The 23,460-nt window shown below is 29.7% G+C and carries 26 protein-coding genes; 2 read left to right on the top strand and 24 right to left on the bottom strand.

What is annotated here, in order from left to right; translation table 11 throughout:
• Positions 1-709 (bottom strand): hypothetical protein (locus HNP67_RS02955; protein WP_236845722.1); only part of this gene is annotated, 709 nt, incomplete at its 3' end.
• 206 nt (positions 710-915) lie between these two features.
• Between HNP67_RS02955 and HNP67_RS02950 the strand changes: the two genes are divergently transcribed.
• Complete coding sequence (locus HNP67_RS02950) at positions 916-2,298, top strand: tetratricopeptide repeat protein (RefSeq protein ID WP_184124798.1); 1,383 nt, start codon at positions 916-918, stop codon at positions 2,296-2,298.
• A 6-nt stretch (positions 2,299-2,304) separates the two neighbouring features.
• Here the strand turns inward: HNP67_RS02950 and HNP67_RS02945 are convergent, their stop codons facing one another.
• Positions 2,305-3,558 carry a M23 family metallopeptidase gene (locus tag HNP67_RS02945; protein ID WP_184124796.1) on the bottom strand — a complete coding sequence of 418 codons (1,254 nt, stop codon included), beginning with the start codon at positions 3,556-3,558 and terminating at the stop codon, positions 2,305-2,307.
• A gap of 61 nt (positions 3,559-3,619) precedes the next feature.
• On the opposite strand from HNP67_RS02945, the gene lepB reads away from it, so the two are divergent.
• Entirely contained in the window at positions 3,620-4,126 is a 507-nt protein-coding gene (lepB, locus tag HNP67_RS02940; protein WP_184124794.1) for a signal peptidase I, read from the top strand.
• Positions 4,127-4,152: 26 nt separating this feature from the next.
• Here lepB and HNP67_RS02935 read toward each other — a convergent pair whose 3' ends face one another.
• From HNP67_RS02935 to HNP67_RS02830, 22 genes are read right to left on the bottom strand one after another with little or no spacing between them, the layout of a single operon-like run.
• Positions 4,153-5,622: an Hsp70 family protein gene (locus HNP67_RS02935; RefSeq protein WP_184124792.1), complete on the bottom strand. Its 1,470-nt coding sequence runs from the start codon at positions 5,620-5,622 to the stop codon at positions 4,153-4,155.
• Complete coding sequence (locus HNP67_RS02930) at positions 5,600-6,118, bottom strand: DUF6115 domain-containing protein (RefSeq protein WP_184124790.1); 519 nt, start codon at positions 6,116-6,118, stop codon at positions 5,600-5,602. The genes HNP67_RS02935 and HNP67_RS02930 overlap by 23 nt, the downstream gene beginning before the upstream one ends.
• A gap of 19 nt (positions 6,119-6,137) precedes the next feature.
• Positions 6,138-6,440 carry a hypothetical protein gene (locus HNP67_RS02925; RefSeq protein WP_184124788.1) on the bottom strand — a complete coding sequence of 101 codons (303 nt, stop codon included), beginning with the start codon at positions 6,438-6,440 and terminating at the stop codon, positions 6,138-6,140.
• 26 nt (positions 6,441-6,466) lie between these two features.
• Positions 6,467-8,371 carry a FapA family protein gene (locus HNP67_RS02920; protein WP_184124786.1) on the bottom strand — a complete coding sequence of 635 codons (1,905 nt, stop codon included), beginning with the start codon at positions 8,369-8,371 and terminating at the stop codon, positions 6,467-6,469.
• A 2-nt stretch (positions 8,372-8,373) separates the two neighbouring features.
• Positions 8,374-8,853, bottom strand: a complete 480-nt coding sequence (locus HNP67_RS02915) for a hypothetical protein (protein WP_184124784.1) — start codon at positions 8,851-8,853, stop codon at positions 8,374-8,376.
• Positions 8,854-8,859: 6 nt separating this feature from the next.
• Complete coding sequence (locus HNP67_RS02910; protein WP_184124782.1) at positions 8,860-9,747, bottom strand: MinD/ParA family protein; 888 nt, start codon at positions 9,745-9,747, stop codon at positions 8,860-8,862.
• 11 nt (positions 9,748-9,758) lie between these two features.
• On the bottom strand, positions 9,759-10,925 hold the full coding sequence (flhF, locus tag HNP67_RS02905) for a flagellar biosynthesis GTPase FlhF (protein WP_184124780.1): 1,167 nt from the start codon (positions 10,923-10,925) through the stop codon (positions 9,759-9,761).
• A gap of 3 nt (positions 10,926-10,928) precedes the next feature.
• Positions 10,929-13,022 (bottom strand): flagellar biosynthesis protein FlhA, encoded by a 2,094-nt coding sequence (gene flhA / locus HNP67_RS02900; protein WP_184124778.1) that lies wholly within the window; start codon positions 13,020-13,022, stop codon positions 10,929-10,931.
• Between the two features lie 8 nt (positions 13,023-13,030).
• Positions 13,031-14,149 carry a flagellar biosynthesis protein FlhB gene (gene flhB / locus HNP67_RS02895; RefSeq protein WP_184124776.1) on the bottom strand — a complete coding sequence of 373 codons (1,119 nt, stop codon included), beginning with the start codon at positions 14,147-14,149 and terminating at the stop codon, positions 13,031-13,033.
• Positions 14,149-14,937, bottom strand: coding sequence for a flagellar biosynthetic protein FliR (gene fliR, locus HNP67_RS02890; RefSeq protein WP_184124774.1), 789 nt, complete (start codon positions 14,935-14,937; stop codon positions 14,149-14,151). Before fliR ends, flhB begins: the two co-directional genes overlap by 1 nt.
• Before the next feature lie 32 nt (positions 14,938-14,969).
• Complete coding sequence (fliQ, locus tag HNP67_RS02885) at positions 14,970-15,233, bottom strand: flagellar biosynthesis protein FliQ (protein WP_002556873.1); 264 nt, start codon at positions 15,231-15,233, stop codon at positions 14,970-14,972.
• An 8-nt stretch (positions 15,234-15,241) separates the two neighbouring features.
• Positions 15,242-16,006, bottom strand: a complete 765-nt coding sequence (gene fliP / locus HNP67_RS02880) for a flagellar type III secretion system pore protein FliP (protein WP_184124772.1) — start codon at positions 16,004-16,006, stop codon at positions 15,242-15,244.
• 10 nt (positions 16,007-16,016) lie between these two features.
• Positions 16,017-16,643 (bottom strand): flagella biosynthesis regulatory protein FliZ, encoded by a 627-nt coding sequence (locus tag HNP67_RS02875; RefSeq protein ID WP_184124770.1) that lies wholly within the window; start codon positions 16,641-16,643, stop codon positions 16,017-16,019.
• Entirely contained in the window at positions 16,636-16,977 is a 342-nt protein-coding gene (fliN, locus tag HNP67_RS02870; protein ID WP_184124768.1) for a flagellar motor switch protein FliN, read from the bottom strand. Before fliN ends, HNP67_RS02875 begins: the two co-directional genes overlap by 8 nt.
• Before the next feature lie 44 nt (positions 16,978-17,021).
• On the bottom strand, positions 17,022-18,080 hold the full coding sequence (fliM, locus tag HNP67_RS02865; protein WP_002656446.1) for a flagellar motor switch protein FliM: 1,059 nt from the start codon (positions 18,078-18,080) through the stop codon (positions 17,022-17,024).
• A 20-nt stretch (positions 18,081-18,100) separates the two neighbouring features.
• On the bottom strand, positions 18,101-18,637 hold the full coding sequence (gene fliL, locus HNP67_RS02860) for a flagellar basal body-associated protein FliL (protein ID WP_002556878.1): 537 nt from the start codon (positions 18,635-18,637) through the stop codon (positions 18,101-18,103).
• A gap of 47 nt (positions 18,638-18,684) precedes the next feature.
• Positions 18,685-19,467 carry a flagellar motor protein MotB gene (motB, locus tag HNP67_RS02855; RefSeq protein ID WP_044054945.1) on the bottom strand — a complete coding sequence of 261 codons (783 nt, stop codon included), beginning with the start codon at positions 19,465-19,467 and terminating at the stop codon, positions 18,685-18,687.
• Positions 19,467-20,249 carry a motility protein A gene (locus tag HNP67_RS02850; protein WP_184124766.1) on the bottom strand — a complete coding sequence of 261 codons (783 nt, stop codon included), beginning with the start codon at positions 20,247-20,249 and terminating at the stop codon, positions 19,467-19,469. Before HNP67_RS02850 ends, motB begins: the two co-directional genes overlap by 1 nt.
• A complete protein-coding gene (locus HNP67_RS02845; RefSeq protein ID WP_184124764.1) occupies positions 20,246-20,470 on the bottom strand; it encodes a flagellar FlbD family protein in 225 nt (74 codons plus the stop codon). The genes HNP67_RS02850 and HNP67_RS02845 overlap by 4 nt, the downstream gene beginning before the upstream one ends.
• Positions 20,471-20,491: 21 nt before the next feature.
• Positions 20,492-21,820, bottom strand: a complete 1,329-nt coding sequence (gene flgE / locus HNP67_RS02840) for a flagellar hook protein FlgE (protein WP_184124763.1) — start codon at positions 21,818-21,820, stop codon at positions 20,492-20,494.
• A gap of 4 nt (positions 21,821-21,824) precedes the next feature.
• Positions 21,825-22,268, bottom strand: a complete 444-nt coding sequence (gene flgD, locus HNP67_RS02835) for a flagellar hook assembly protein FlgD (RefSeq protein ID WP_184124762.1) — start codon at positions 22,266-22,268, stop codon at positions 21,825-21,827.
• Positions 22,269-22,281: 13 nt separating this feature from the next.
• On the bottom strand, positions 22,282-23,460 hold the full coding sequence (locus HNP67_RS02830) for a flagellar hook-length control protein FliK (protein WP_184124761.1): 1,179 nt from the start codon (positions 23,458-23,460) through the stop codon (positions 22,282-22,284).

The raw sequence follows: 23,460 nt of genomic DNA, 5'->3' as shown, positions 1-23,460 counted from the left end.
TTTTATTTTCTAAATTAAGCTCTTTAGAATCAACATGACTATCGTCGTCATTATCATCAAAACCTTCAAAATCTGAATCATTTGTCTCAATTTTTTTATTTTCTAAATTAAGCTCTTTAGAATCAACATGACTATCGTCGTCATTATCATCAAAACCTTCAAAATCTGAATCATTTGTCTCAATTTTTTGATCTTTTTCGGTTTTTAAATCTAAAGAATTAATAGTAGTCATACTTATATCAGAAACATCTTTTTTGACAAAATCATCTTTTTTTTCAAAATTTAAATCAAATTTAGAACCCAAATTTTCAACAGATAAATTATTGCCAATGTCACTTTTAAAATCATTTAAAAGGTGGTTATCAATATTAGGTCCTTTTTTAAAAGTTTGACTAAAATCTACAAGGCTCAAATCAAACTTCGATTTATCTTGAATCCCATCAGACTCACTATAAACATAAAGTATTTCATCCATAACTTTAAAATAAACATTAACACTCGAACTTTCCTTTTTTAAATTATCCAAGAAAAAAGAACCAACCAAAAAAGGATCTGAAAAATCTTCATATTCACTAACATAAAAATTCAACTTAATACTGGTATCACCTGCAACCTTGCCCAATATTATTCTCTTAACAGAACTATCATCTAAATTTAAAACCGAATAATACTCATTATTAGATAATTTTATCGCTAAAAACCCTTTCAAAAATCATAACCTCTTTGCTTCGTTAATTTTATTGAAATCAAACTTATGCACTAATTATAGTTATCATTATTATTATAACTATAATATAATATAAATAATGCGATATTCAACTTACAAATTACTTTTATTTTAAGCAAATAACTTTTATTAAAAGTAACTATGATGATGCAAATTAATGGGATATTTTTAATTTAGGAGCAATACAAGTGTTGTCACTATTTATAGTAATCTCTTCATTGACAGTATTTATTTTAGTATTTTTATTTTTTAAAATAGCATTAAAACTTACAGTAAGTAAAACTATAGGTAAAATCAAAAAAGATGATGAGAGAACACGAAAATTAATCGAAAGGGCAATTTCCTTATTAAAAACAAATCCAAACGAAATAGGTGCCCTTGAAATTTTAAATAACTACTACTATAAAAATAAAGACTATGAAAATGGCATAAAATATGCAAAAAAATTATGCCAATTAATAGAAGACAACCCAATAAGTCAAGAAATAAACACATTTAAAGCTTTTTTAAGCTATGGATTTTATAATCTTAAAAGAAATTTTAATAGAGAAGCCTTGGAATATTTAAAGAAAGCTTTTCTGATAAAAAAAACAGATGAAGATGCAAATTATTATCTTGCTATAGCATTCTTAAAAAATGAAATGTATAAAGAAGCTCTATACTATCTCAAAAAAGTTTACAATTTTAACAAAAATAATAAAGATGTCCTAAAACACCTGGGAATAACTTTATTTAATCTAGAAAGCTATAGACAAGCTGTTATAATATTTAACAATATAAAAAAAAATATACAAAACGACATTGAAGCTCTTTTGGCATATGCTAAGTCTTTATCAAAAATGAATCAAGATCATCTAGCAATAGAGATTGCCAACAAAATAAAACAACAAGACGGACTGATTTACGAGGCTTTATTGATTACATCTGAAATTTATTCAAAAAACAAAGAATTAGGAAAATTAGAACAAAATATTAAAGAAATAATAAAAGTAAAACCTGACTTGCCTAAAAAAGTTTTTCTTGAGTTATTTTATAATCTTGGAGAGCTCCAAATCTCTGTTGAAAATTATCAAAAAGCTACAGAAGCTTTTACCAAGGTTGAAGAAATTGATCCAAATTACAAAAATATTAAAGAAAAACTAGCATTTAGCAAAAGGTTAAACGAAAACATAGCTTTAAGAATATATTTGCGAAGTTCAAAAGAAAATTTTGAAAAAATAGCAAATGAAATTATTTTAAAACTATATTTAAATAAATTTCAAATAAGAGATTCTAAAATAAATGAAATAACAACACAATTTATTGATATAAACTTTCACTTAGCTAACAATCAATGGGAAGAAAATTTAATAGTACGTTTTGTAAGAACAGAGCAAGATACTTTTGGTGAATTATTCTTAAAAGATTTCATTTCAAAAATAAAAGAAAATAAAATAAAAGGACTCTGTATTGCTCCATCAAAATTCTCTTTAAAGGCCAAACAAATGATTGAAGGAAGGCTTATTGATCTAGTAGAAGGCAAAAAACTAACTCAAATACTTAAAAAAATTAACATATCTAAATACACATAAAAAACATTATCTTAAATATTTCATAGGATTTTCAGTTTTGCCATTCCTAAAAATAGTAAAATGTAGATGATTGCCTGTGCTATAACCAGTGCTTCCCATATAGCCTATTACCGCCCCTCTTGAAACTTTTTTCCCAACCTTAACGGCAAAAGAATTCAAATGTGCATATAAAGTTTGAAATCCGTTGCTGTGAGAAATAACAATATATTTCCCATACCCTCCCGCATTAAATCCTATAGTTACAACAATGCCTTCTCTTGAGGATTTAATAGGAGTATTAGCTAAATTTGCAATATCTATTCCATTGTGAAAACTAATAACTCCTGTAAAAGGATCTGGTCGATAACCATATCCTGAGGTAATAACACCCTGCACAGGATAAATAAAGGTTTCTCCTAACACCTCCTTTAAAAAATCTTTGGACAATCTTCCTCCAGGAATAAACAATTTTTGCCCTAAAAATAAAACTTCATTATCAAGATTATTAGAATCTAAAATATCAACCTTGGGAACATTATAAGCACTAGCTATAGATGAAATAGAGTCATTTTTTTTAACAACATAAACAATTCCTTTCATATTAGGAACTTTAATAATTGAATTTGGCTTAATATTTCTTACATCTTTAATTTCATTAAAAGAAATTAAAGTTTCACTGGTTATTTGGTATCTAGCTGCAACATGTGAAAGCGTTTCTCCAGGCTTAATTTTATGATCAAATACCTTTAATACAAAATTTTTTTTAAATCCAGAAACATTTGCAGAAACATTGGATTCAGGTAAATAACTACTAATTTGAACTACATCTTGATCGCTATAATATAAAAATGTATCAATAAAATAATCTTTAGGCAAAGAAAGCCTATTTAAAAAAACATACGAACCATAATAAGAAAAAATATTAATATAAAATGTTAATATAAAAACAAAGATTATTGCATTAAGCTTAAAAACAAGCTTATAATCAAATTTTATACTAAAGATATCAAAAACTTTCTCTCTCAAGCTCTTATAATAATATTTATATTCATAATGATTAATATTTTGTATTTTAAGATTATAAAAAAATAAAGAAACTTTTTTAAAAAAATTGATTTTTTTTTTAAAAAAGTTCTTAAACTTGAAAACTTTTTTTCTTCTTTTGCCAATATTTCTAATATTGGCAAAATCTTTTAATTCAAAATTGGCATTCTTTTTACTATTGAATAAAAAATTTTTTTTACGTTTTTCTACCCTTTGCTTTTTTTTTGGTATAATCATAACATGCTATTTCATTATACAATAGAAAATTGCATTTGAATGAAAGCATACTTTAAAAGTTATGAGAATATTTAAAGCTCACAAATATGAACTAGCGTCGATTTTAGCCGCTTGCTTATTTTTAATAACCCTAATAAAATTATTCTTATCATTTTACATAGTAAAAGGCGAATCAATGACCCCAACAATATTTGAAAAAAATTGGATTGTAAATCACAAATTTGCATATGGAATTAGGCTTGAAAAACGTCAAAAATACCTTCTATTATGGAAAAACCCCAAAAAAAATGAAATAGTACTTATTGCAGACCCTATAACAAACAAAATTGCCATTAAAAAAATTTTTGCAATTCCAGGAGAAAAATTTAAACAAATAGAAAAAAATAAAATATGCATACATGATTTAAACTTTAAAATAGATGAAAATATTTTAAAAAAAAATACTAAAAAAATTCCTGAAGACCACTATTTAGTTATAGGAGAAAATAAGCAGCTCTCATTAGACTCAAGGGATTACGGACTTATAAAAATTGACAATATATTGGGAAAAATAATTTATTACTTTTAAAAAAATATCTTTGTTTATTTGGGTTTTTAATCAATAATACTTGTAAAACTACTTGAAAGACTTTCTTTTGCTACATTGTCAGATGAACTTGTAATTTTTATTTCAATAAAATTAGAAGAATTTGTCTCTAAATCTTTGGCATTAACACTTAAAATACCGCTTTCATTTAAAGTAAAGAGTACCTCTATTTTGGGAATTCCCCTTAAAGCTTTTTGAATATTGCCAAAGGAAAACCTACCTATAGAATAATTCAAAGAGGCTTTTTTATATTCACCTTGAAGTATGTGAATCTCAATTTCATCTTGATAATCATTGACAGTCGTAAATAGTTTACTCCTAGAAATTGGCAAAGCAGTATTTCTCTCTATTAAGGTAAAAAATTCATTATCCTTTATCTCAAGTCCAAGAGAATAAGGAGTCACATCCTTAAACTTGATAACAGAGTCATTTCCAGAAAGACTAAAAGCATGAATACCTGCACCAATAGCTACAACTTCATCTTGGTTTAAAGCATCTAAAATGGAAACAGAAGGAAAGGATTCTTTTAAAACTTTTTCAATCAAGGGAATCCTTGTTGAACCACCAGAAAGTATGATTTTTGAAACACTACTAATATCAACCCCAGAATCAGCAATACATTCCATAGACAGCTGAATAGTTTTGTCAATATATTCACTTATCATTGAATTAAATTCATCCCTTTTAAGACTATAATTTAAATGCTTACCATCAAGGAAAAGCAAAGTAATATCAACCTCTTCCACAACAGACAAATTTTTTTTACCCTCTTCAATTCTCTCTCTTAGCTGTTCTAAAAGAAAAATATCTTCTAGATTGAAATCAGGATATTCACTTTTAAAACTATCTAAAACATGCTTTTCAATAATTTTATTAAAGTCATTACCTCCAAGTCGACTTTGCCCTTTAACCGAAAGAACAGTATAAGTGTCGCCCTGTTTTTCCATAAGAGTTACATCAAAAGTTCCACCCCCAAGATCGTAAATAAGAAAAATTCCATCAATCTGTCTTTCAAAGGCATAAGCAATAGCAGCTGCGGTTGGCTCATTAAGTATGGCCTTACAATTCAAACCAGCAATATTTGCAGCCTCGACAACACATCTTCTTTGAATCTCAGAAAAATATGCGGGTACTGTTATTACAGCATTTTCAATCTCTTCATCTAAAAATTTTTCAGCGTTCTTTTTAACACTAGAGAGCAAATGTGCTGAAATATATTCTGCTCTATAAAATTCGCCATCTACTTTATAAAAATTATTAGAACCTATGTTGGTCTTAAAATCATAAAATGTTTTTTGAGGATTAACTAATATTTGATTTTTAGCGGTGCTTCCAACAAAAACATCCTTATCTGAGAAAGAAACAATGGAAGGAGTCATTCGCTCCCCCCTTTCATTTAATATTATCTTAGAACTAACATCAAAATACGATGCCACAGTATTTGTGGTCCCAAGATCAATACCTATCCATTTTTTCATGAATACCTCCCCTATGTATTGAAATAATTAACTCAACTTCACCTAGATCTAACTTAAACTTTTTAGCAATAGCTTCAAAAGACATACCTTGTTCATGAAGTAAAATAATCTGATTGCGAACATTATAACTTTCTTTTATTATATTTTTTTCAATAGTAGGCATAGAATAATCCAAACTGCTTTTATAAATTCCATCACTTTTTGATCCAAAACTAGAAGGACTATTCCCAGGAATAGTGTTGTTAAACCCTAACAACCTCTGATCAAGAATTTCAATTCTCTCGTCAACTTCTTTAATGATTCTATTTAAACTTTCAATTTTTATTTCAATAATATTTATGTTTCTATCCGTAGCCTGATTAATTTCAATAATTGTTTTATCTACCTCACTTTTGAACTTTCTAAGTATGCTATTAGATTTTATTTTCAAATTAACATACACATGAAAATATATAAAAATAAATATAATTAAAATAAGATAAAAAACAATAAACATATAAAAGTCCTAAAACATTTTATCTCTTAATATTAACATTTTTGCCAATTTCAGGATCTTCAAATTTATCAAAATATAAACTAAGCATTACCTTCTCTTCATTCTTATTTTTTTTAACTGGAAACGAAAACAAATAATTATCCTCAACCTTGCTAACTACACATACATTGCTAACCTCAGAATCAATATGACAATCTCTTAAAAATCTAAATCTAGCATTTTGATTAATTTTCAATCTTTTACGCTTTTCACTTTCACTTAAAAATTGTCTAGCTTTAAAAGATCCAACAACAGACATCTTAAAAACTTCAAATGTATCCATATACAAATCCTTATATAAAAGATCATTCACCTAGACTTAAAAGGGATATAGGTCATAACTTTAATGTAATTATCATCCTCTACAAAAGTAACATTGCTGTAATCTTTTGAAAGCTCATAAAAAGCATTTTTAATATAAAGCTTAACGCCCAAACAAGCTATATTTTCAACAGAAACTTTACCCTCTATCTTAGTATTTTCAAGCTCATTTTGCAAATCAATTCGTTTAGCCTCTATCATTTTTATTTCCGTTCTAAGAATTTTACTCTCATTAACAAATTCATTATAACTATCAATCTTTAAGGATTTTTCTGCCTTATCTGTAATAAACACAATATTCTTTTTTAAAGCAACAATATCTTTAGTTAAAACTTCTAATCGCTTTTCAATCTTTTCAAGATGACTAGTAAACCTAGTTAGTAAATCTTTAATTTCAGGATCATAGCCAACATCAATGCAAGTTTCACAACTTCTATCAGAACCTATAGAATAAGCCCTAACCTCTTCTTTGGCATAAACATTAGAACCAACTATTTTTGATTTTTTACCGATACAAAGAACTCTCTTTTTAGAAGAAACTGAAGAATTCACAATACCTCTTAAAACTTCAACTTCCCCGCCACAATTTAAAGTAACATTTTCTAAAAACTTAGCCCTAACATTACCCCGAGCATAAATTTTAGAATCGCCCTTACCATTCACACCACTATGAAAAATAATAGACCCATCCGTTTTTAAATTGCACCGACCCACTAGTCCTTTTACTTCTATTCCACTTTTGGCCATAATATTGTATCCATCTAAAACATTACCCTGCACAAGAACCATTCCATTATTTACTATATCCCCAGTAGCAGGTCCAACATCACCCTTGACTAAATAAATGTTATGAACAGATATTACACCATCTGAAACAGACATGTACCCATTACATTTTGCCCGAATTTTATAACCATCTCTAAAAGTATTCTCACCCAAAATAAAATCAATATCCTGCCCACTCTCTGATTTTAAAACTTTGCCAAAAACGGTATAACCATCTACACCTTTACCAAAAGGAATAATTCTGGCCAACTCCTCGCCTTCAATTACATTTCTAAATCCTATGCTTGAAACCTCATACTCACCAAGCCTATTATTTTCATCAACAATAAAATCAATATAAGAATCCTTGCCCTTTACTGGCTCTAGCCCTCTTGCAAGTTCAACAGGCTCACCATAAACAGGATAATCCACAAATTTTGCTACTTTATCCTTAAGTATTGCAATATCTATTACTCCATATTTTCTAAGAATATTAAAAATATCTTGTGCAAAAATTTCAGCTCCATTAATTCCAGGCACGGTAAATTCAATGGTAACTGACATTGAATTTTCTGATATTTGAACCATCATTGTAACATTTTCAGAAGGATCAGATTCAAAATCAGCAATTTTTTCATAATATCCACTAGCATTCTCAACTATACCCTTCACAATGTCTATATTGAAATTTTCAATATTGCTATGTAATTCTAATTTAGAAATAACATCTTGATACTTAATAGGAATTCCTTGTCCCTTTGGTGAGATAACCTTTAGAAATACACCTTTTGAAGATTTCCTGATAAAAAATTCACCATCTAATGAAATCAACTCTTCTTTTCCTGAATCATTTTTCGAATCAAGAGATACCTTAGGCTTGCTAAAAGAATTCCTATAGGCAACTATTTTCCATTTTCTCTTCCTATATCCCAATATACCACTACTACCTTTTAACAAAATCTCATAGTCTAATTCTTTATAGGGCACCGAGAGCTCCAAAGAAGCATCATTTAAAGCCTCTTCAAGAGTATCTGCTTCTATTTCCATCAAATCAACATGACTTTCTCTTTCCAAATAAGATCGCATTTTATCACAAAGTTCAGAAAAATTTATGGCCCTGTCATTCATATTTATTCCTTCTTGCTCATTAAAGTTTTAATAGCATCTGCAACAACTTTTGGATCATTCTCTTCAATAAATGAAATTTTTTTATTTTTGTCACTCCCCCTACCCATGTCTTCAGTATCAAATTTATACTTTTTAACCTCTTCTATAAAATCAACACTACTACTGTTATTTTGAGAATTCTCATAAAGAGAATTTTTATTTTGAAAATCAAGATTCTCTTTAAAATCCTTGACACTCTTCTTATCATCTTGAAGTTTATTTTCTATATCGCCAGACAATTCCGTTGAAAAAAGATTTGATAAATATTTCTTATAGATAAACTCAATTAAAAGTCCAATAACCAAAAAAAATATAAACTGCAAAAAAGATCTAATTAAAATTGTAAAAAATGATAAGCCACAAAACAGGCCTAAAACTGCCGAAATAACCAATGCTGACACACTAGTTAATAAAATATACTTTAATTCCCTGCTTACAAACATAATGTCTTATTCCACACCAAAAAATCTTAATATAAAACCTATAACCCCTCTTCTTTTTCTATTATCTAGAGAAACCTCCTCAAGGATGGCAACAATAGAATCAAGACAATAGCTAGCTTTGCTATTTGGATTTACCAAAACAAAAGGCTTTTGCTTAAAAACAGAACTTCTAATGTTTTGATCCTCATAAATATGACCCAAATAATCAATATTTAAATTTAAAAATTGCCCTGAAATATCTATAACCTTTTTAGCAACTCCCTTAGCCTCACTAACATTAGCTACTCTATTAACAATAAGTCTTAAATTTTTTAAATTCTCCATCTTATAAGACAAAACCTTTATTATTCCATAAGCATCGGTAATCGAAGTAGGTTCTGGAGTAGTAACAATAACAACATCGTCACTAGAAAGTAAAAACGAAATAACTTGCCTTGAAATTCCAGCACTAGTATCTATTACAACTATATCATATTCATATATTTTTAATAATTCTTTTATAAATTTATTAACATCAACATCAGAGAGATCTAAAAGCTCCATTGTACCAGAAGCACCAGCTAAAAGATCAATATTGTACTCTGTCTTTGTTATTACTTCTCTAATATCACGACTTTGAGCAATCATATGATATATACTATACTTGGGGATAACTCCAAGCAAAATATTAACATTAGCCATTCCAATATCAGCATCAAGTATTAATACCTTTTTGCCAAGCTCAGAATATTTAAGAGCAAGTCCAATTGCAATATTGCTTTTACCAACACCGCCTTTGCCACTACTAACAGCAATAAATCTTGTTTTACTGTTTTGAACTTTCTCATCAACTGAAAAATTAAATTTACCATTTAATCTCATCATATCTCTCAAACTTTGAGCTTGATCTTCCATTATAACTTTCCTTAATAATAAGATTTACTTTTTATCTTCTTAATAAACTCTGAATCATCGCTTATTCTGTAGCCATTTATTCTTCTAATAAAAGTAAGTGGTTCTGCAACACTGATATTATGAGGAACAATTTGCCCATCCGTAACATAAGAAACTACTTTCTTCATTTCATAAATCAAACTTATCAAATTTCCAACACAAGTGGTTTCATCCACTTTGGTAAAAATCACAGTTTTATAATTAAAAGGAGAGAATTGGTGAAATATTTCTTTGACATCTGATGTTTTGGTAGTAGAACTTACAGCCAAATGAAATTCAGCATCCCTTCCACAAGCATTAAGAAGTTCCTTCATTTCAGCAAGCTTCATAAAATCTTTAGGGCTTTTGCCAATTGTATCAACAAGTATAAGATCGAAATCCTTTGAATCAGTAATTTCGTCTTTTAAATCTTTAAAAGACTCAATTGCTCTAACCGGAATGCCCATAATATCACCATAAGTTTGAATTTGTTTTTTAGCTCCAATACGATAATTATCAATAGTAATAATTTTAATATTTAAACTCTTAGATTCTCCATTAATACCATAAATTGCTGCAAGTTTTGCAATTGTGGTAGTCTTTCCAACACCTGTTGGACCAACTAAAATAAAAACCCTTTTCTTAAGATTATCAATAATAGATCCCGAACATTTAATTGTCTTTGCGATATATAAAACAACATCCTCTCTGACCCTCTCATAATCATCAAGATCTGACAAACTAAATTCTCTCTTAATAAACTCGTTAATGTCTTTAATATAGTTTTCAGAAAAATCATTTTCTCTTAAAATGTCTTCAATTTTTGTAATTGTTGGATGATTAATATTTTCTTTTTTATGAGCAAGTTCTGTTTTAAGAGACTTAACCTCTTTAAGCACATCTTCAATTGAAGAATTTTCTTCTCTTTTAATGCTTTGAAGAATCTTTCGCTTTTCATCTTCAATATTAATCTGTTGATTGCCAATGTCATACCTAACATAACCTGAAACTTCAACCCAATCTTTGCTAAACAAACCTAAAATCCCTCCATGAGGAACGGTTTTATAAGTCATAACCCTAGCATTCTTACCATATTTTTTCTTAATTATTTCTATGACTTCATTATAAGTTGGACCTTTTTCTGTAAAATATTGAACCATATATTATTCTTCAACCTCTACTGTTTTAAGAACATTAACTTTAATATTTTGGGGAACCTCTAAAACAGACATAACAACAAGATCTGGGATCTCTCTACTTGTTATCACTTTTATCATAGGCCTTGACGATTCACTTGAGAGAACAACTGGATAAAACCCTTCTACTTGAACTTCGTTTACAATTTTGAAAAGTTCATAAATAAATTTAGTTTTTAAATTAGGATCAATTGAGCTTATAAGATCGTGATTGGATTCTACACGAGAATCAATTATTATTTGCTCAAAACCGGGATTTAAAGTTATTACATTAAGCTCAGAATTTAAATCTAAATACCCACTAGTTATTTGCCTTCCAATTGATTGCCTACATTTTTCAATCAAGAAAAATATATCCTTAGTAATACTTGTGAAATCTGCAATTGTTTCAAAAATTGTAACCAAATTACGAATTGAAACCTGCTCTTTTAAAAGACCCTGTAAAACTCTTTGAATCTCCCCAACTGAAAAATTCTTAAGAACCTCCTCAACAATAGCTCCGTAATCCTTTCTAAAAACATCAAGAGTATTTTGAACATCTTGACGAGTCAAAATTTCATAAGAATGTCTTTTAATAAGCTCTGTCATATGAGTAGCAATAATCGAAGGAGGGTCTACAACAGTATATCCTAATTTTTCAGCAGTTTCTCGCCCATCATCATTTACCCAAAGAGAAGGAAGTCCAAACGAAGGATCTTTAACAAGATCTCCATCTATTCCAGAATCAATTCCAACATTTATCACCAAAAATTTACCAAGCTTAATCTCGCCTCGCCCAACTTCAACTCCTCTTAGTTTAAAAGAATAAGCATTGGGCTCAAGTCGCATATTATCAACTATTCTAATCTTAGGCACAACTATTCCAAATTCAAATGCAATCTCACGCCTTATCTTAACAATACGATCAAGTAGTTCAGAGGTTTTTGTATCATCAACTATTGGAACAAGATTATATCCAATCTCAAGAGCCAGTGGATCAAGCGGAACAACAGGGGCAACATCTTTGTCTGAATAAATTGAAGCCTGCTCTTCTTCAAGTTTCATCTTTTTATCTATTTCTTCTTTCTGTCTTATTCCTGAAAGAGAATAAGCTAAAAATGCAATTACCAAACTTAAAAAAATAAGAATTAAGGTTGGAAATCCAGGAAGAAAAGCTAAAAAAAATAAAAACCCAGAAACAATCCAATAAATTCCTAAATGATTTGTGAATTGCTCAAAAATCTCGCCACCAAAACTATTTTTTGAAATCGACCTAGTAACAATCAGGCCCGTAGCCGTTGAAATTAAAAGAGCTGGCAATTGAGACACAAGCCCATCACCAACTGTCAATGAAACATAATTATTAAGAGCTTCACTAAAGTTAAGACCCTGCAAAGTTATTCCCACTAACAAACCACCAAGAATATTTATAAGGGTTATTAAAAATCCAACCTTAACGTTTCCTGATACAAATTTAGAAGCTCCATCCATTGCACCATAAAAATTGACTTCTGATTGTAAATCACTTTTTTGCCTTGTAGCCTCTTCTTCTGTCAAATTTCCAGAGCTGTAGGCAGAATCAATGGCCATTTGCTTACCAGGAAGTGCATCAAGGGCAAACCGAGCTGCAACTTCAGCTACCCTTGTTGCTCCTTTAGTAATTACAACAAATTGAACAGCAATAATTATTATAAATATTATAAACCCAACAACAAGTCCTTGAATTCCAGAACTGCCCACAACAAATGTCCCAAATGTCCTTATCATTTGTCCATCAAAATTTATACCCTTAGTTAAAATTAACCTAGTAGAAGAAATGTTAAGAACAAGCCCAAAAATAGTCATCACAAGCAGCAATGTGGGAAAAACAGAGAAATCTAGAGATCTCTTAGAATAAAGAACAATTAAAATAATTAAAAGACTTATTACTAAATTAACCGTAATCAAAACATCCAAAATAACTGCAGGAAGAGGCAAAATAAATCCAGCAACAATAAATATTAAACCGACCGAAATTATCAAATCGGACTTATTATTAAGTCCCAAATACCCTAATATAGAATTTTTTCTAGCATCCAACAATAGAACCTCTAATTAAACTTTTTAGTAATAGAATATACTCTCACAAGAATTTTTGAAACAATCTCCCAATATTCTCTTGGAATCTCCTCGTTAACCTTAACATTAGTATAAAGAGCTCTTGCAAGTAGTTTATTTTCCATTAAAGGAACATTATTTTCTCTTGCAATCTTTTTAATTGTGAGAGCTATTTCATCTTGACCTTTTGCAAGCACCCTTGGAGCTAACATTGTTTCGCTATCCCACTTAATAGCAACTGCAAAATGTTCTGGATTTGTAATTACCACATCTGCTTGAGGAATAGCTACTCTTAAATTGGTATTTAAAACAATCCTCATTCTCTCTTTTAATCTAGATCGAAGTAAAGGATCACCTTCCATTTCCCTTCTTTCCTGCTTTACCTCTTCTTTTGTCATTTTCAAACTCTCAATGTACTGAGACCTTTGAAACAAATAATCAAATACCCCTACAATTGCCAAAAACATTACTGAGAAAAAACATATCTTATAGGCAAGCACTAGCACAATAGAAATCCCAGACTGGAGTGTATACTCCGAAAGCTTAGAAATTTTGCCTATATTGTTTTCTATAATAAAATAATATATCAAGCATATTATAACAACTTTTAACAAACTTTTAAACAAATTGAAAAAAGCCCCTGCTGAAAAAAAAGAATTTTTTGCCCACCTGGAAAAATTAAAACTAATTCTATCCCACTTTGGCTCTAAAGACTTAAAAGTAATAAAAAAGCCTACTTGAATAATATTGACAAAAAAATTAACGACTAATGCTGCAAAAAAGAACAAAACAACATAACCCATGATAGATCTAATATATGCAAAACCCATAGCATAAATACTCATATGCATAACTTCAGGAAGCTTACTGGCCTGCTCTTTAAAAACAGCTATTAAATCTAAAGTAAAATACGAAAGCATGAAAAAAAACAATGCAAATAACAATAAAAGACTAACAGCGGTATTAATTTCGACTGACTTTAATACCCGTCCTTCTTCTCTTGCTTTTTGCTTTTTCTGGTCAGTAGGTAATTCGGTTCTTCCCTCATCATCTGCAGAAAAAAAATCAAGAGGAATATACCAACTTTTAATCAAAAATTCATCTTTTATCATTATTTTAAAACTCTAGAAAACAATTTTAAAAAACTAGCAAGAGAATCTAGGGAAAGTTCAATAACTCTTTTTGCAGATATTGCTAAGCTTGGAAATCCAATATACAAAATTAACAACCCTAAAAATAGCGAAGTTGAAAAACTAATTATTAATAAATTAATCTGGGGCGATGACTTTGAAAGTATTCCCAATACTAGATAAAAAAGTAAAAGCAAAGATAATATTGGAAACGAAATTAATAGCGCTTTTTCAAAAAGAAATCCAAAAGACATAAGCAAAAGCTTGACAAATTCTGAATTTCTCATATTAACCAAATGTTCAACCCTAATATTTAAAACAGAATCATGTATGCCAATCACAAAAAACCGAAGTAAAAATTCGCTTGATAAGAACAAAAGCAAAAACATATAAACAAAAATTTGTGAAATAATCATGCTATCTTCTTCTGAAAAAACATCAAAAATATTTGCATAAGCAAGCCCAATTTGATTAGAAAAGAAAAATCCAACTAAATGAAAAACATTAAAAATTATATTAACAAAAAATGCCTGAATAAGGCCCAAAATAGCCTCTCCTAATAAAATTAACGTAAAAGAAAGCATATTGTCTAAAGGATAAATAATTTGAATCTTTTCAACAATAATTACAGAGAGAATCAAAGAAAAGAAAAAATTAAAATATCCAATTTTTATTGTTGAAAACAATGGAGAAAATTTTAAAAACATAAAAATTCTAACCAACACAGGTAAAATTGTAAAAGATTTTAAAACCAAAAAACTCAAATTCAAAATTTTATCCCAATAGTACAATTAATCATAAACTAAACATTTTGCAATTGACTAAAAATCATATAAGTAAACTGCATAAGCTTATTCAAAATCCAAGGACCAAAAATCACAATAGTTAAAAGTATAACAATAATCTTTGGAATAAAACTCAAGGTTTGATCTTGAATTGAAGTAATAGCTTGAAAAATTGAAATCAAAAGACCAACTATAAGGGCTATAATCAACATTGGGGCTGATAAAATAATAATGTTTTCAATAGAAATTCTAATTAAATAAAGAATGTGTCCTGCCGTCATATATAACCTTACATAAAACTTTTAATAAGACCACTAGTAATTAAAGTCCAGCCATCTACCATTACAAAAAGAATAAGCTTAAAAGGCAAAGATATCATTACAGGAGGCAACATTATCATACCCATAGCCATTAAAACAGAAGCAACAATAATATCTAAAACTATAAAAGGTAAAAATATTAAAATTCCCATCTTGAAAGCTACTTTAAGCTCGTGCAAAATAAAAGCTGCAATTAAAACATGTGTTGGCACTTCGCTAAAATTTTTTGGTCTTTTATAATTACTCATACTCATAAATAATCTAATCTCTTCATGACGCCCATCAGACATCTGCTTATACATAAAAATTCTAAGAGGAGCAATTCCTTTGTTATAAAATTCATCAAAATTTATCTTTGACTCTTTAAGGGGCAAATAAGCTTGTTCATATATAGAATTAAAAGTTGGCCACATAGTAAAAATGGTTAAAAATAAAGCCAATCCCATTACTATCTGAGTAGGAGGAGATTGCTGAAGAGATAAAGCACGCCTGATAAAATCCAAAACTATGGATATTCGCAAAAACGAAGTCATTAAAACTAAAAACGCCGGAGAAAGAGTAATAATGGTTAATAGAATTAAAAGTTGCAAAGAAAAAGCTATCTCTGAACCACCAATATTCTCAAAATTTAAAAACGGAAAATTAAGCCCACTGGTGGTCTGTAAAGATTTTGTTTGAGCAAAAGATAAGCTTGTTACACTAAAAAATAAAAAAAAATTAAAACACTTTCTCAAAATAAACCCTCTAAAATTTTTTCAATCTATCTTGTTTATCCTTAAGTGAAGTCTCAATTTTCTTCTCAAACTTAACATAATCATTCCCAGAAAAAGGAATTTCTTCTTTTTTGAGTAAAATTTTCTTAAAGATTGATTGAAAAGAATCTTTCTTAGCAGAATCATTAATTTTGCCAAGCCTAAGTTTTAAATCCTCAAGCTCTTCTTCAGATTTAATCTCTTTGAGCACCGTAGAAGAATTGCTAGAAACCAACAATATGTAAACATTGTCTAATATGTTTATAATTCTTATTGAGGTTTTAACATCTATCTCGTAAAAAACAAGTTCCTTAATTAAATTAGAATTTTGTTCATATTTGCTTTTTTTTGAATAAAAAATCAACTTCTTTAATAAGAAAAAGATAAAAAAAGCAATAAGTAAAAATAAAACTATCTTAACCAAATCCGAAACATTGAAAAGAGAAACTGGCTGAGTACTACCATTGTTATCAAAATTTGCCTTATCATCTTCAAAAATTGGTAAACTAGATTCATTTTCCAAACCAGCAGATTCTGAATTTAGCCGTTCTTGTGAATTAGCATATGCAAAAAAATTAAAAAACGTTATTAAAACTAAAAATAAAAATTTATTATTCATTTTTAGTTTTAATTATCTCAGTAATTCTAACTCCAAAATTTTCATCAATTACAACTACTTCTCCCCTGGCAACTATTTTACCGTTTACTAAAATATCTACAGGCTCACCAGCAAGCTTATCAAGAGTAATAATCGTGCCCTCAGACATTCCAAGTATGTCTTTTATTTTGCGCTCTGTTCTTCCAAGTTCTACAGTAAGCTGCATAGAAACATCCATTAAAAGCCCAAAATTACTAGGATCAACTCCTTCCGGTAAAGTGTCAATTAAATCGGGAAGCTTAACCCCTTTTATTTCTGGCTTTTCTCCATTAGCACTTTTTTCATCTACGCTCATAATTCAACCTCTTAATAATTTAAGTTTAATAAATAAAACAACTATCACTCAACCTCTTCTGTAAGCTCTTTTAATAAATCAAAACCTTTTATATCTCCAATTTTTTCTGTAATTTGCACTGAAACTTTATTCCCCATTAAACCCATTCTACATTTAAACTTTTCTTTAGTACCAACTTTTAAAGTCAAATCTTTATTTATTAGAGAAGATTCAAGATTTAAAACATCGCCTTTGTCAAGCGATAAAATTTCTCTTACTTTAAGTTTAACCTCCCCTATTTCTGCTACCAAAGGCATTGCTGTATTTTCCAACTTTTCACGCAAAGCATCAAGATTCTCGCTAGTAGTTCCAACCCCAATCAAAGAATGCCAATATCTTGTTGATAATTTAGAAACAATAGGTTCTATAGTAATATAAGGCAAACAAAAATTCATAAGTCCTTCTACTTTTCCTATTTTAACCTCAAGAGTTACTAAAATAATCATTTCTGTAGGAGGAACTATTTGAGCAAACTGTGGATTGACCTCAATATGCCCAAATCTTGGTCTTAAATCAACCACTTGAGACCAAGCCTCTCTCATATTGGCAAGTATACGAATAATAACACTTTCCATAACAGACTGCTCAATTTCTGTTAAATCTCTGCTTTTATCTTTAATCGTATCCCCATCTCCCCCAAAAAGCCTATCTACTATAGCAAATGCTATAGTTGGATCAACTTCAAAAATAGCAGATCCCTTAAGAGGGTCCATATTTATTATTGCTAAAGTTGTAGGGTTGGGTATTGACCTAATAAACTCTTCATAGGTTAATTGGTCAACTGAGGCTACATGAACATGAACCATTTTTCTCAACAAAGCAGAAAGTGAGGTTGTAGTATACCTGGCAAATGCCTCATGAAAACTTGAAACCGTTCTAACCTGCTCTTTTGAAAATTTATCTGGCCTTTTAAAGTCATAAACCTTAACTTTTTGCTTTTTGCCTGTTGGACTAGATATAACATTAGAAAGGGATTCGTCTAAGGATAAACTTTCAGACGAGTTAATAGACTCTAAAAGACTATCTATATCATCTTGAGATAAAGCTCCTGGATTATTTGCCATTTAAAATTCCTTTAAATTTATTACATATCAAAAATATCAATTTGGGTTAATGCGATTTCTTTTATTTCTCCATTTCTAAGAATACTATTAATTCTTGCCTTAATTTCTGCTTTTATTTGACTTTCATTCTTTATTTCTTGGCCAGTTCTTTGGCTAAAATATTCTCTAATAATATCTTTTAAGCGCACTTTTTGCCTTCCAAGCTCATTGAGAATATTAACATTATTCTCTGCATACCCTAAAGCAAGCTTTACAACAAAAGTTTTTGGAGGAACATCTAAAGTATTACCTCTAATCTCATCTATACTTTCATACCATATAAGCATAGGTGGCTTTCCTAAGTATTCATTAGAAAAAACTGGAAAATCGCTAGGAGCTCCACTTTGACTTACCACCATTTTAGACACAAAATACGAAACAATTATCATTATTGCAACAGTAAATATTCCTATTGCAAGTATCTGTAAAATTTTTATTATAATATCGGGCAATAAACCACCTTTTCTACTAACATTGGAATCCCCCATATCTAAATTTTCATCGTCTTTATTAGGCATAATAAAATTCCTCCTATTAATTTCCTCTTTACAGCTAAAAAAATTACTTACTGCTTAATTTCTTTAGGAAAGCTTAAAGATGCATCAGTAGTAATTAATATATCAATTCTTCTATTATAGGCTCTGCCCTCAGGAGTATCATCTGTTGCAATAGGCCTGCTTCCACCAAAACCAGATACCTCAAACTTATTTTCAATGCTTTTAACATCAGATTGATCTAAATAGTTCAAAATATGTTCTAGCATATTAACAGATCTAGCAGCCGAAAGCTCCCAATTGCTTTTCCAAGGTCCATTTACATCAGTATCAATATTGTCTGTATGCCCTTCTATTTTAAAATTATAGCCTCTAGAACTTAAAACACCAATAAAAGATGCTATTTTTTGAATGGAATCTCTATTCTCTTCAAGCTTAACATCTGCACTAGCAGAATCAAAAAATGCATCTGCTGCAAGAGATATCACAATACCTCTTTCTTCTTGTCTAACTACAATATTTTTAGACTGAATCTTTTCAATAAATTCAATCATAGATTTATTTTTAGCAGTCTGAGATGCTTGTTTATTGCGCACAGTAGAAGGTAGAGACATAAAACTATTACTCAAATAAGATAATTTACTAAAATCCAAGGTTTTACCACCCTTAAAAAATCCCGCTCCTGTGAAAGAAGCAGACATTATCCTTATCACATTTTCTTGAAAAATAATATCATTTAATGAAAACATTGTAACAAAAAATACAAGCAGTAAAGTAACCATGTCTCCATAAGTTAACATATAATCTGGAGCTCCATCATCACATTTTGAGGGCTTTTTAATTCGCAAAGCCATTATTCACCCCCAATGCTGCTACTAAGCTGACTTCGATCTTTGGGGGTTAAAAACGTCATTAATTTTTGCTCTAAAATTCTAGGATTATCTCCAGACTGAATTGATAAAACACCCTCAATTATCATTGTCCTTACTGCAGCTTCCTCAGAATCAATTTTCTCCAACTTAAGTTGAACAGGAGTAAACATTAAATTTGCCATTATAGTTCCATAAAGAGTTGTAATAAGAGCAACAGCCATAGAAGAACCAAGCGCAGACTTATCCTCTAGATTACCAAGAAGAGCTACAAGCCCAATAAGGGTACCCGTCATGCCAAAAGCTGGAGCAAGCTTTGCCCAAGTTTTAAAAAGATCTGAACCAACCTTATGCCTTTCTTGCATTTGATCAAGCTCTAGATAAAGCATAGTTCTAATTACCTCAGGATCTGCGCCATCAACAACAAGCCTCATTCCTGATTTAAAAAATGGATCATTAATTTGTTCAAGCTCATCATCAAGAGATAAAAGACCTTCTTTTCTAGCCTTTTCTGAAAGCTCTACTAATATTTTTATAATAGAAATCTTAGCATATGAATTTCTTCTAAAGAAAAATCCCAAATACGTTGGAATTTTTTTTACAGCAATAACTTCTGAAGAAGCCATAAGAGCAGAAAAAGATCCAACAACAGTAATAAAAACAGAGCTTAAATCCCAAAAAACACCAAGCCCTGTGGGGGTAAATGCCATAGAAATTAAAATAGCTCCAAATCCAACTCCCCAGCCAATTATACTAGCTAAATTCATAATTCAACGCCCCCATTTTCTTCTCCTAAAATTTTTTCAAAAGAAGCAACTTCTTTCCTATACAACTTAATCCTATTTACCACCTCTTCAACTTTTTCTTTCACAATTAACTTCTTACCGTTCATAAGAAGAATTGTAGTATCAGGATTAGCTTCAATACTTTCAATATGACAAGGATTTAAATAATATCCATCACCATTAAGCTTAGTTACAAAAATCATATGCCAAAAAACAATCTTAGATTAATTTTTCAATCTTACAAGTTCTTGCAACAATTGATCAGAAGTAGTAATAGTTTTAGCGTTTGCTTGAAATCCTCTTTGGGTCACTATCATATCTGTAAACTGCTCTGCAAGATCAACATTAGCCATTTCTAAAACACCAGATCTAATATCACCAAGTCCAGCAAGTCCAGTTTCGCCTATTCTAACTTGACCTGAATTGCTTGTTTCTACAAAATTAGTATCTCCTGATTTTGCAAGTCCTCCGGGATTCATAAAAGAAGCAAGAGCAATTTTGCCAAGATCTCGCCTTATACCATTTGAATAAATGCCAACTATAACACCATTTTGATCAATTTCATAATTTTCCATATATCCCATACCATATCCATCTTGAATAATAGCCTTTGTGCTACTAGAATCAGCAAACTGAGTGATTGAATCAGTGTAACTTCCAACTGTTCCCAATTTCAAATTTACAGTTTGCTGCTCACCAACTTCACCTACATTTGCGCCTAAAACATTAAATGTTATAGGAATTTGAAGAATATCTCCTTTTTGGCCTGGCTGACCATTTAAAGACGCTAATGCTCCTTCATTGTCAAACCCAAGTGTAAAATTTGAATTTTGCTCACCATTTATTAACACTGTTGCATTCCATAAATTAGGTGTATTTAAATCTTTTACAACTCTAAGCTCCAGAACACTAACATTTCCAAAACTATCATACAATGACTTATTGACAACCCAAGTTCCACGTGCAATATCTGCAGGACTTGCACCTTCTTGAATTAAGGGCAATCTCTTATCAAGATTACAAGCAAAAGTAACGTTTGTAGTAGACTTTGCTCCCTCTTTATCTCCAATAGGAATAATCAGATCTTCAACATCAGAAGCTGTATTGATAACCTTTTCACCTTCTAAATCTCTTGCCATCCAGCCTTGAATTCGCATTCCATTTGCAGGATTTACAAGATGTCGATCAGAGTCCACATCAAAAGCACCGGCTCTTGTATAAAACAAATTTTTACCTTCTTTTAAAATAAAAAATCCATTACCACTAACCCCAAGATCAGATGCTTTTTGAGTACTTTGAAAAGCCCCTTGGGTGTGAATAGTGTCAATTGAGGCAACATTCATACCTAATCCAACTTGCTTAGGATTAGTACCACCACGAGCATCAGTAGGACGAGAAGCTCCAGAAATAGACTGTGATATCATATCCTGAAAATTTACTCTTCCCTTTTTAAAGCCAATTGTATTTACATTAGCAATATTGTTACCAACAACATCCATTCTTGTTTGATGGTTCTGAAGCCCAGAAACACCAGAATATAAAGACCTCATCATATAATTACTCCTCCAAACCTACCGATAATATGTTTTTATATACATAATAATTACCATTAACCATAACTTGGGGTATTGCACCCGTCTTAATGTTTGTAACACGACCTTCAACAATCTCCCCATCACCATGTTGAAATTTAATTACTTTACCTAATAAATCTAAATCTTTTCTTATTTCCAAAGAAGATGAAAGTTTTTCAAATGACTTACTCATATTGGTCATTTGCTCAAGAGCCGAAAATTGCGCCATTTGAGCAATAAACTCTTTATCCTTCATTGGATTTGTAGGATCTTGATACCTAAGTTGAGTAATGAGCAGCTTTAAAAAATCATCCTTGCCAAGATTAACCTTATTAGATATATTCGCAACATTCAAATCTGTTTTTTTTTTAATTTTACTGCTAACATTTAAATTATAAATACTTTCAACACCGTTCATTTTATTCATTTAACTCCACCCTCTAAACAATTAAATTAACATTTTTATCTACATCATAAGAAAATTCAACTTCTTCTTCAATTTGAAAAAATTTATTATAACCAAAATTAAAATTTTGATCCTTGGGTCCGTCTTTAAAATCTTTAGAAAAAGAATTTAAATTTTCACCTGCAAGAAAAAGATTTAAGCTGGCATTAAAACCACTCTCACCAAGCATTTTATTTAATGAATGCATATTTTGGTCGAAAAGCATTTTAACATTTTGATTATCCACTACAATCTTTCCCAATAAATTATTATTCGAATCAAGGTTTAAATTAATTCGTATACTACCAAGCTCTTTGGGCTTTAAAACCAACTTAATCTCTCCTGTATTATTCGATTTTAACACAACTTTAGCTTTATCCACAATATTTTTATTAATCTTAAGATTCCACTCAGGCTTTAAACTGCTGACAAAATCAAAACCTTCAAACTCTTTAGAGTTTTTTATATTATAATTAGCAAATTCTTCAACAAAGCCTTTTAAAGAATCATTTGATATTTCTTTAACTTTATACCTATCAACAAAATTTTGACCATCAATTGCATTCAATCTAAACTTTGAAAAAACAAAATCATTATGATCACCATTATTCTTTTTAAAATTTTTCACATCAATGTTAATAACATTCTTTTCTTCCCTTTCATCATTTAAGCTCATCTGATTATAATAATCATCAATCAAAGCCGTTAAAAAATCAAAACCCAAAAAAGAACTCAAATCATTAAAAGCAAAACAAAGTCCTTCAATTTTTTCAAAAAATTTCTCTTTACCGAGAAAATCAAAATTAGATGATAAGCTTTCTTTAATACTATTTAAACCTTCAAAATCTATAAAAACATTCATTCTAGCAATCAAGGATTTTAAATCGGAAACAAAAGCCTCATTTTCAAGTTTTTTTAAAAAAAGGGATTTATCTAAAGGTAATTTTTTAAAATTTTTAGCAATAAGTCCATTGTCTTTAAAAAAATTTAAAAAATCAAATATCATAAATTTTGCTTTAGCTAATTTTTTAGATTCAGAAGACATAATATTTAAAAAAGAGCTCGCATTTTCTCTAGATTCCATTTTAGAAACATTTAAATTTAACCCTTTAATTGTATTCAAAAGGTTTAATTTGTTACCATAAGCTTTACCTAAATTTAATAAATTACTCAT

This window comes from Borreliella californiensis (assembly GCF_014205885.1).
Classification (GTDB): Bacteria; Spirochaetota; Spirochaetia; order Borreliales; family Borreliaceae; genus Borreliella; species Borreliella californiensis.
Note: the sequence above shows the minus strand (reverse complement) of the source record. Positions and strands in the feature narration are given on the sequence as shown.

What these genes read in the sequence shown, in the direction of transcription:
- flhF (WP_184124780.1), bottom strand. Translation starts at nt 10,925, where the DNA reads ATGGTTCAATATTTTACAGAAAAAGGTCCAACTTATAATGAAGTCATA.
- fliL (WP_002556878.1), bottom strand. Translation starts at nt 18,637, where the DNA reads ATGCCTAATAAAGACGATGAAAATTTAGATATGGGGGATTCCAATGTT.
- flgD (WP_184124762.1), bottom strand. Translation starts at nt 22,268, where the DNA reads ATGAATAAAATGAACGGTGTTGAAAGTATTTATAATTTAAATGTTAGC.
- fliQ (WP_002556873.1), bottom strand. Translation starts at nt 15,233, where the DNA reads ATGACGGCAGGACACATTCTTTATTTAATTAGAATTTCTATTGAAAAC.
- HNP67_RS02875 (WP_184124770.1), bottom strand. Translation starts at nt 16,643, where the DNA reads ATGAATAATAAATTTTTATTTTTAGTTTTAATAACGTTTTTTAATTTT.
- lepB (WP_184124794.1), top strand. Translation starts at nt 3,620, where the DNA reads ATGAGAATATTTAAAGCTCACAAATATGAACTAGCGTCGATTTTAGCC.
- flhB (WP_184124776.1), bottom strand. Translation starts at nt 14,149, where the DNA reads ATGATAAAAGATGAATTTTTGATTAAAAGTTGGTATATTCCTCTTGAT.
- HNP67_RS02925 (WP_184124788.1), bottom strand. Translation starts at nt 6,440, where the DNA reads ATGGATACATTTGAAGTTTTTAAGATGTCTGTTGTTGGATCTTTTAAA.
- HNP67_RS02845 (WP_184124764.1), bottom strand. Translation starts at nt 20,470, where the DNA reads ATGATTTTTGTAACTAAGCTTAATGGTGATGGATATTATTTAAATCCT.
- fliM (WP_002656446.1), bottom strand. Translation starts at nt 18,080, where the DNA reads ATGGCAAATAATCCAGGAGCTTTATCTCAAGATGATATAGATAGTCTT.
- HNP67_RS02850 (WP_184124766.1), bottom strand. Translation starts at nt 20,249, where the DNA reads ATGAATTTAGCTAGTATAATTGGCTGGGGAGTTGGATTTGGAGCTATT.
- HNP67_RS02945 (WP_184124796.1), bottom strand. Translation starts at nt 3,558, where the DNA reads ATGATTATACCAAAAAAAAAGCAAAGGGTAGAAAAACGTAAAAAAAAT.
- HNP67_RS02920 (WP_184124786.1), bottom strand. Translation starts at nt 8,371, where the DNA reads ATGAATGACAGGGCCATAAATTTTTCTGAACTTTGTGATAAAATGCGA.
- motB (WP_044054945.1), bottom strand. Translation starts at nt 19,467, where the DNA reads ATGGCTTTGCGAATTAAAAAGCCCTCAAAATGTGATGATGGAGCTCCA.
- HNP67_RS02830 (WP_184124761.1), bottom strand. Translation starts at nt 23,460, where the DNA reads ATGAGTAATTTATTAAATTTAGGTAAAGCTTATGGTAACAAATTAAAC.
- HNP67_RS02935 (WP_184124792.1), bottom strand. Translation starts at nt 5,622, where the DNA reads ATGAAAAAATGGATAGGTATTGATCTTGGGACCACAAATACTGTGGCA.
- fliN (WP_184124768.1), bottom strand. Translation starts at nt 16,977, where the DNA reads ATGAGCGTAGATGAAAAAAGTGCTAATGGAGAAAAGCCAGAAATAAAA.
- flgE (WP_184124763.1), bottom strand. Translation starts at nt 21,820, where the DNA reads ATGATGAGGTCTTTATATTCTGGTGTTTCTGGGCTTCAGAACCATCAA.
- HNP67_RS02930 (WP_184124790.1), bottom strand. Translation starts at nt 6,118, where the DNA reads ATGTTTATTGTTTTTTATCTTATTTTAATTATATTTATTTTTATATAT.
- HNP67_RS02910 (WP_184124782.1), bottom strand. Translation starts at nt 9,747, where the DNA reads ATGGAAGATCAAGCTCAAAGTTTGAGAGATATGATGAGATTAAATGGT.
- HNP67_RS02915 (WP_184124784.1), bottom strand. Translation starts at nt 8,853, where the DNA reads ATGTTTGTAAGCAGGGAATTAAAGTATATTTTATTAACTAGTGTGTCA.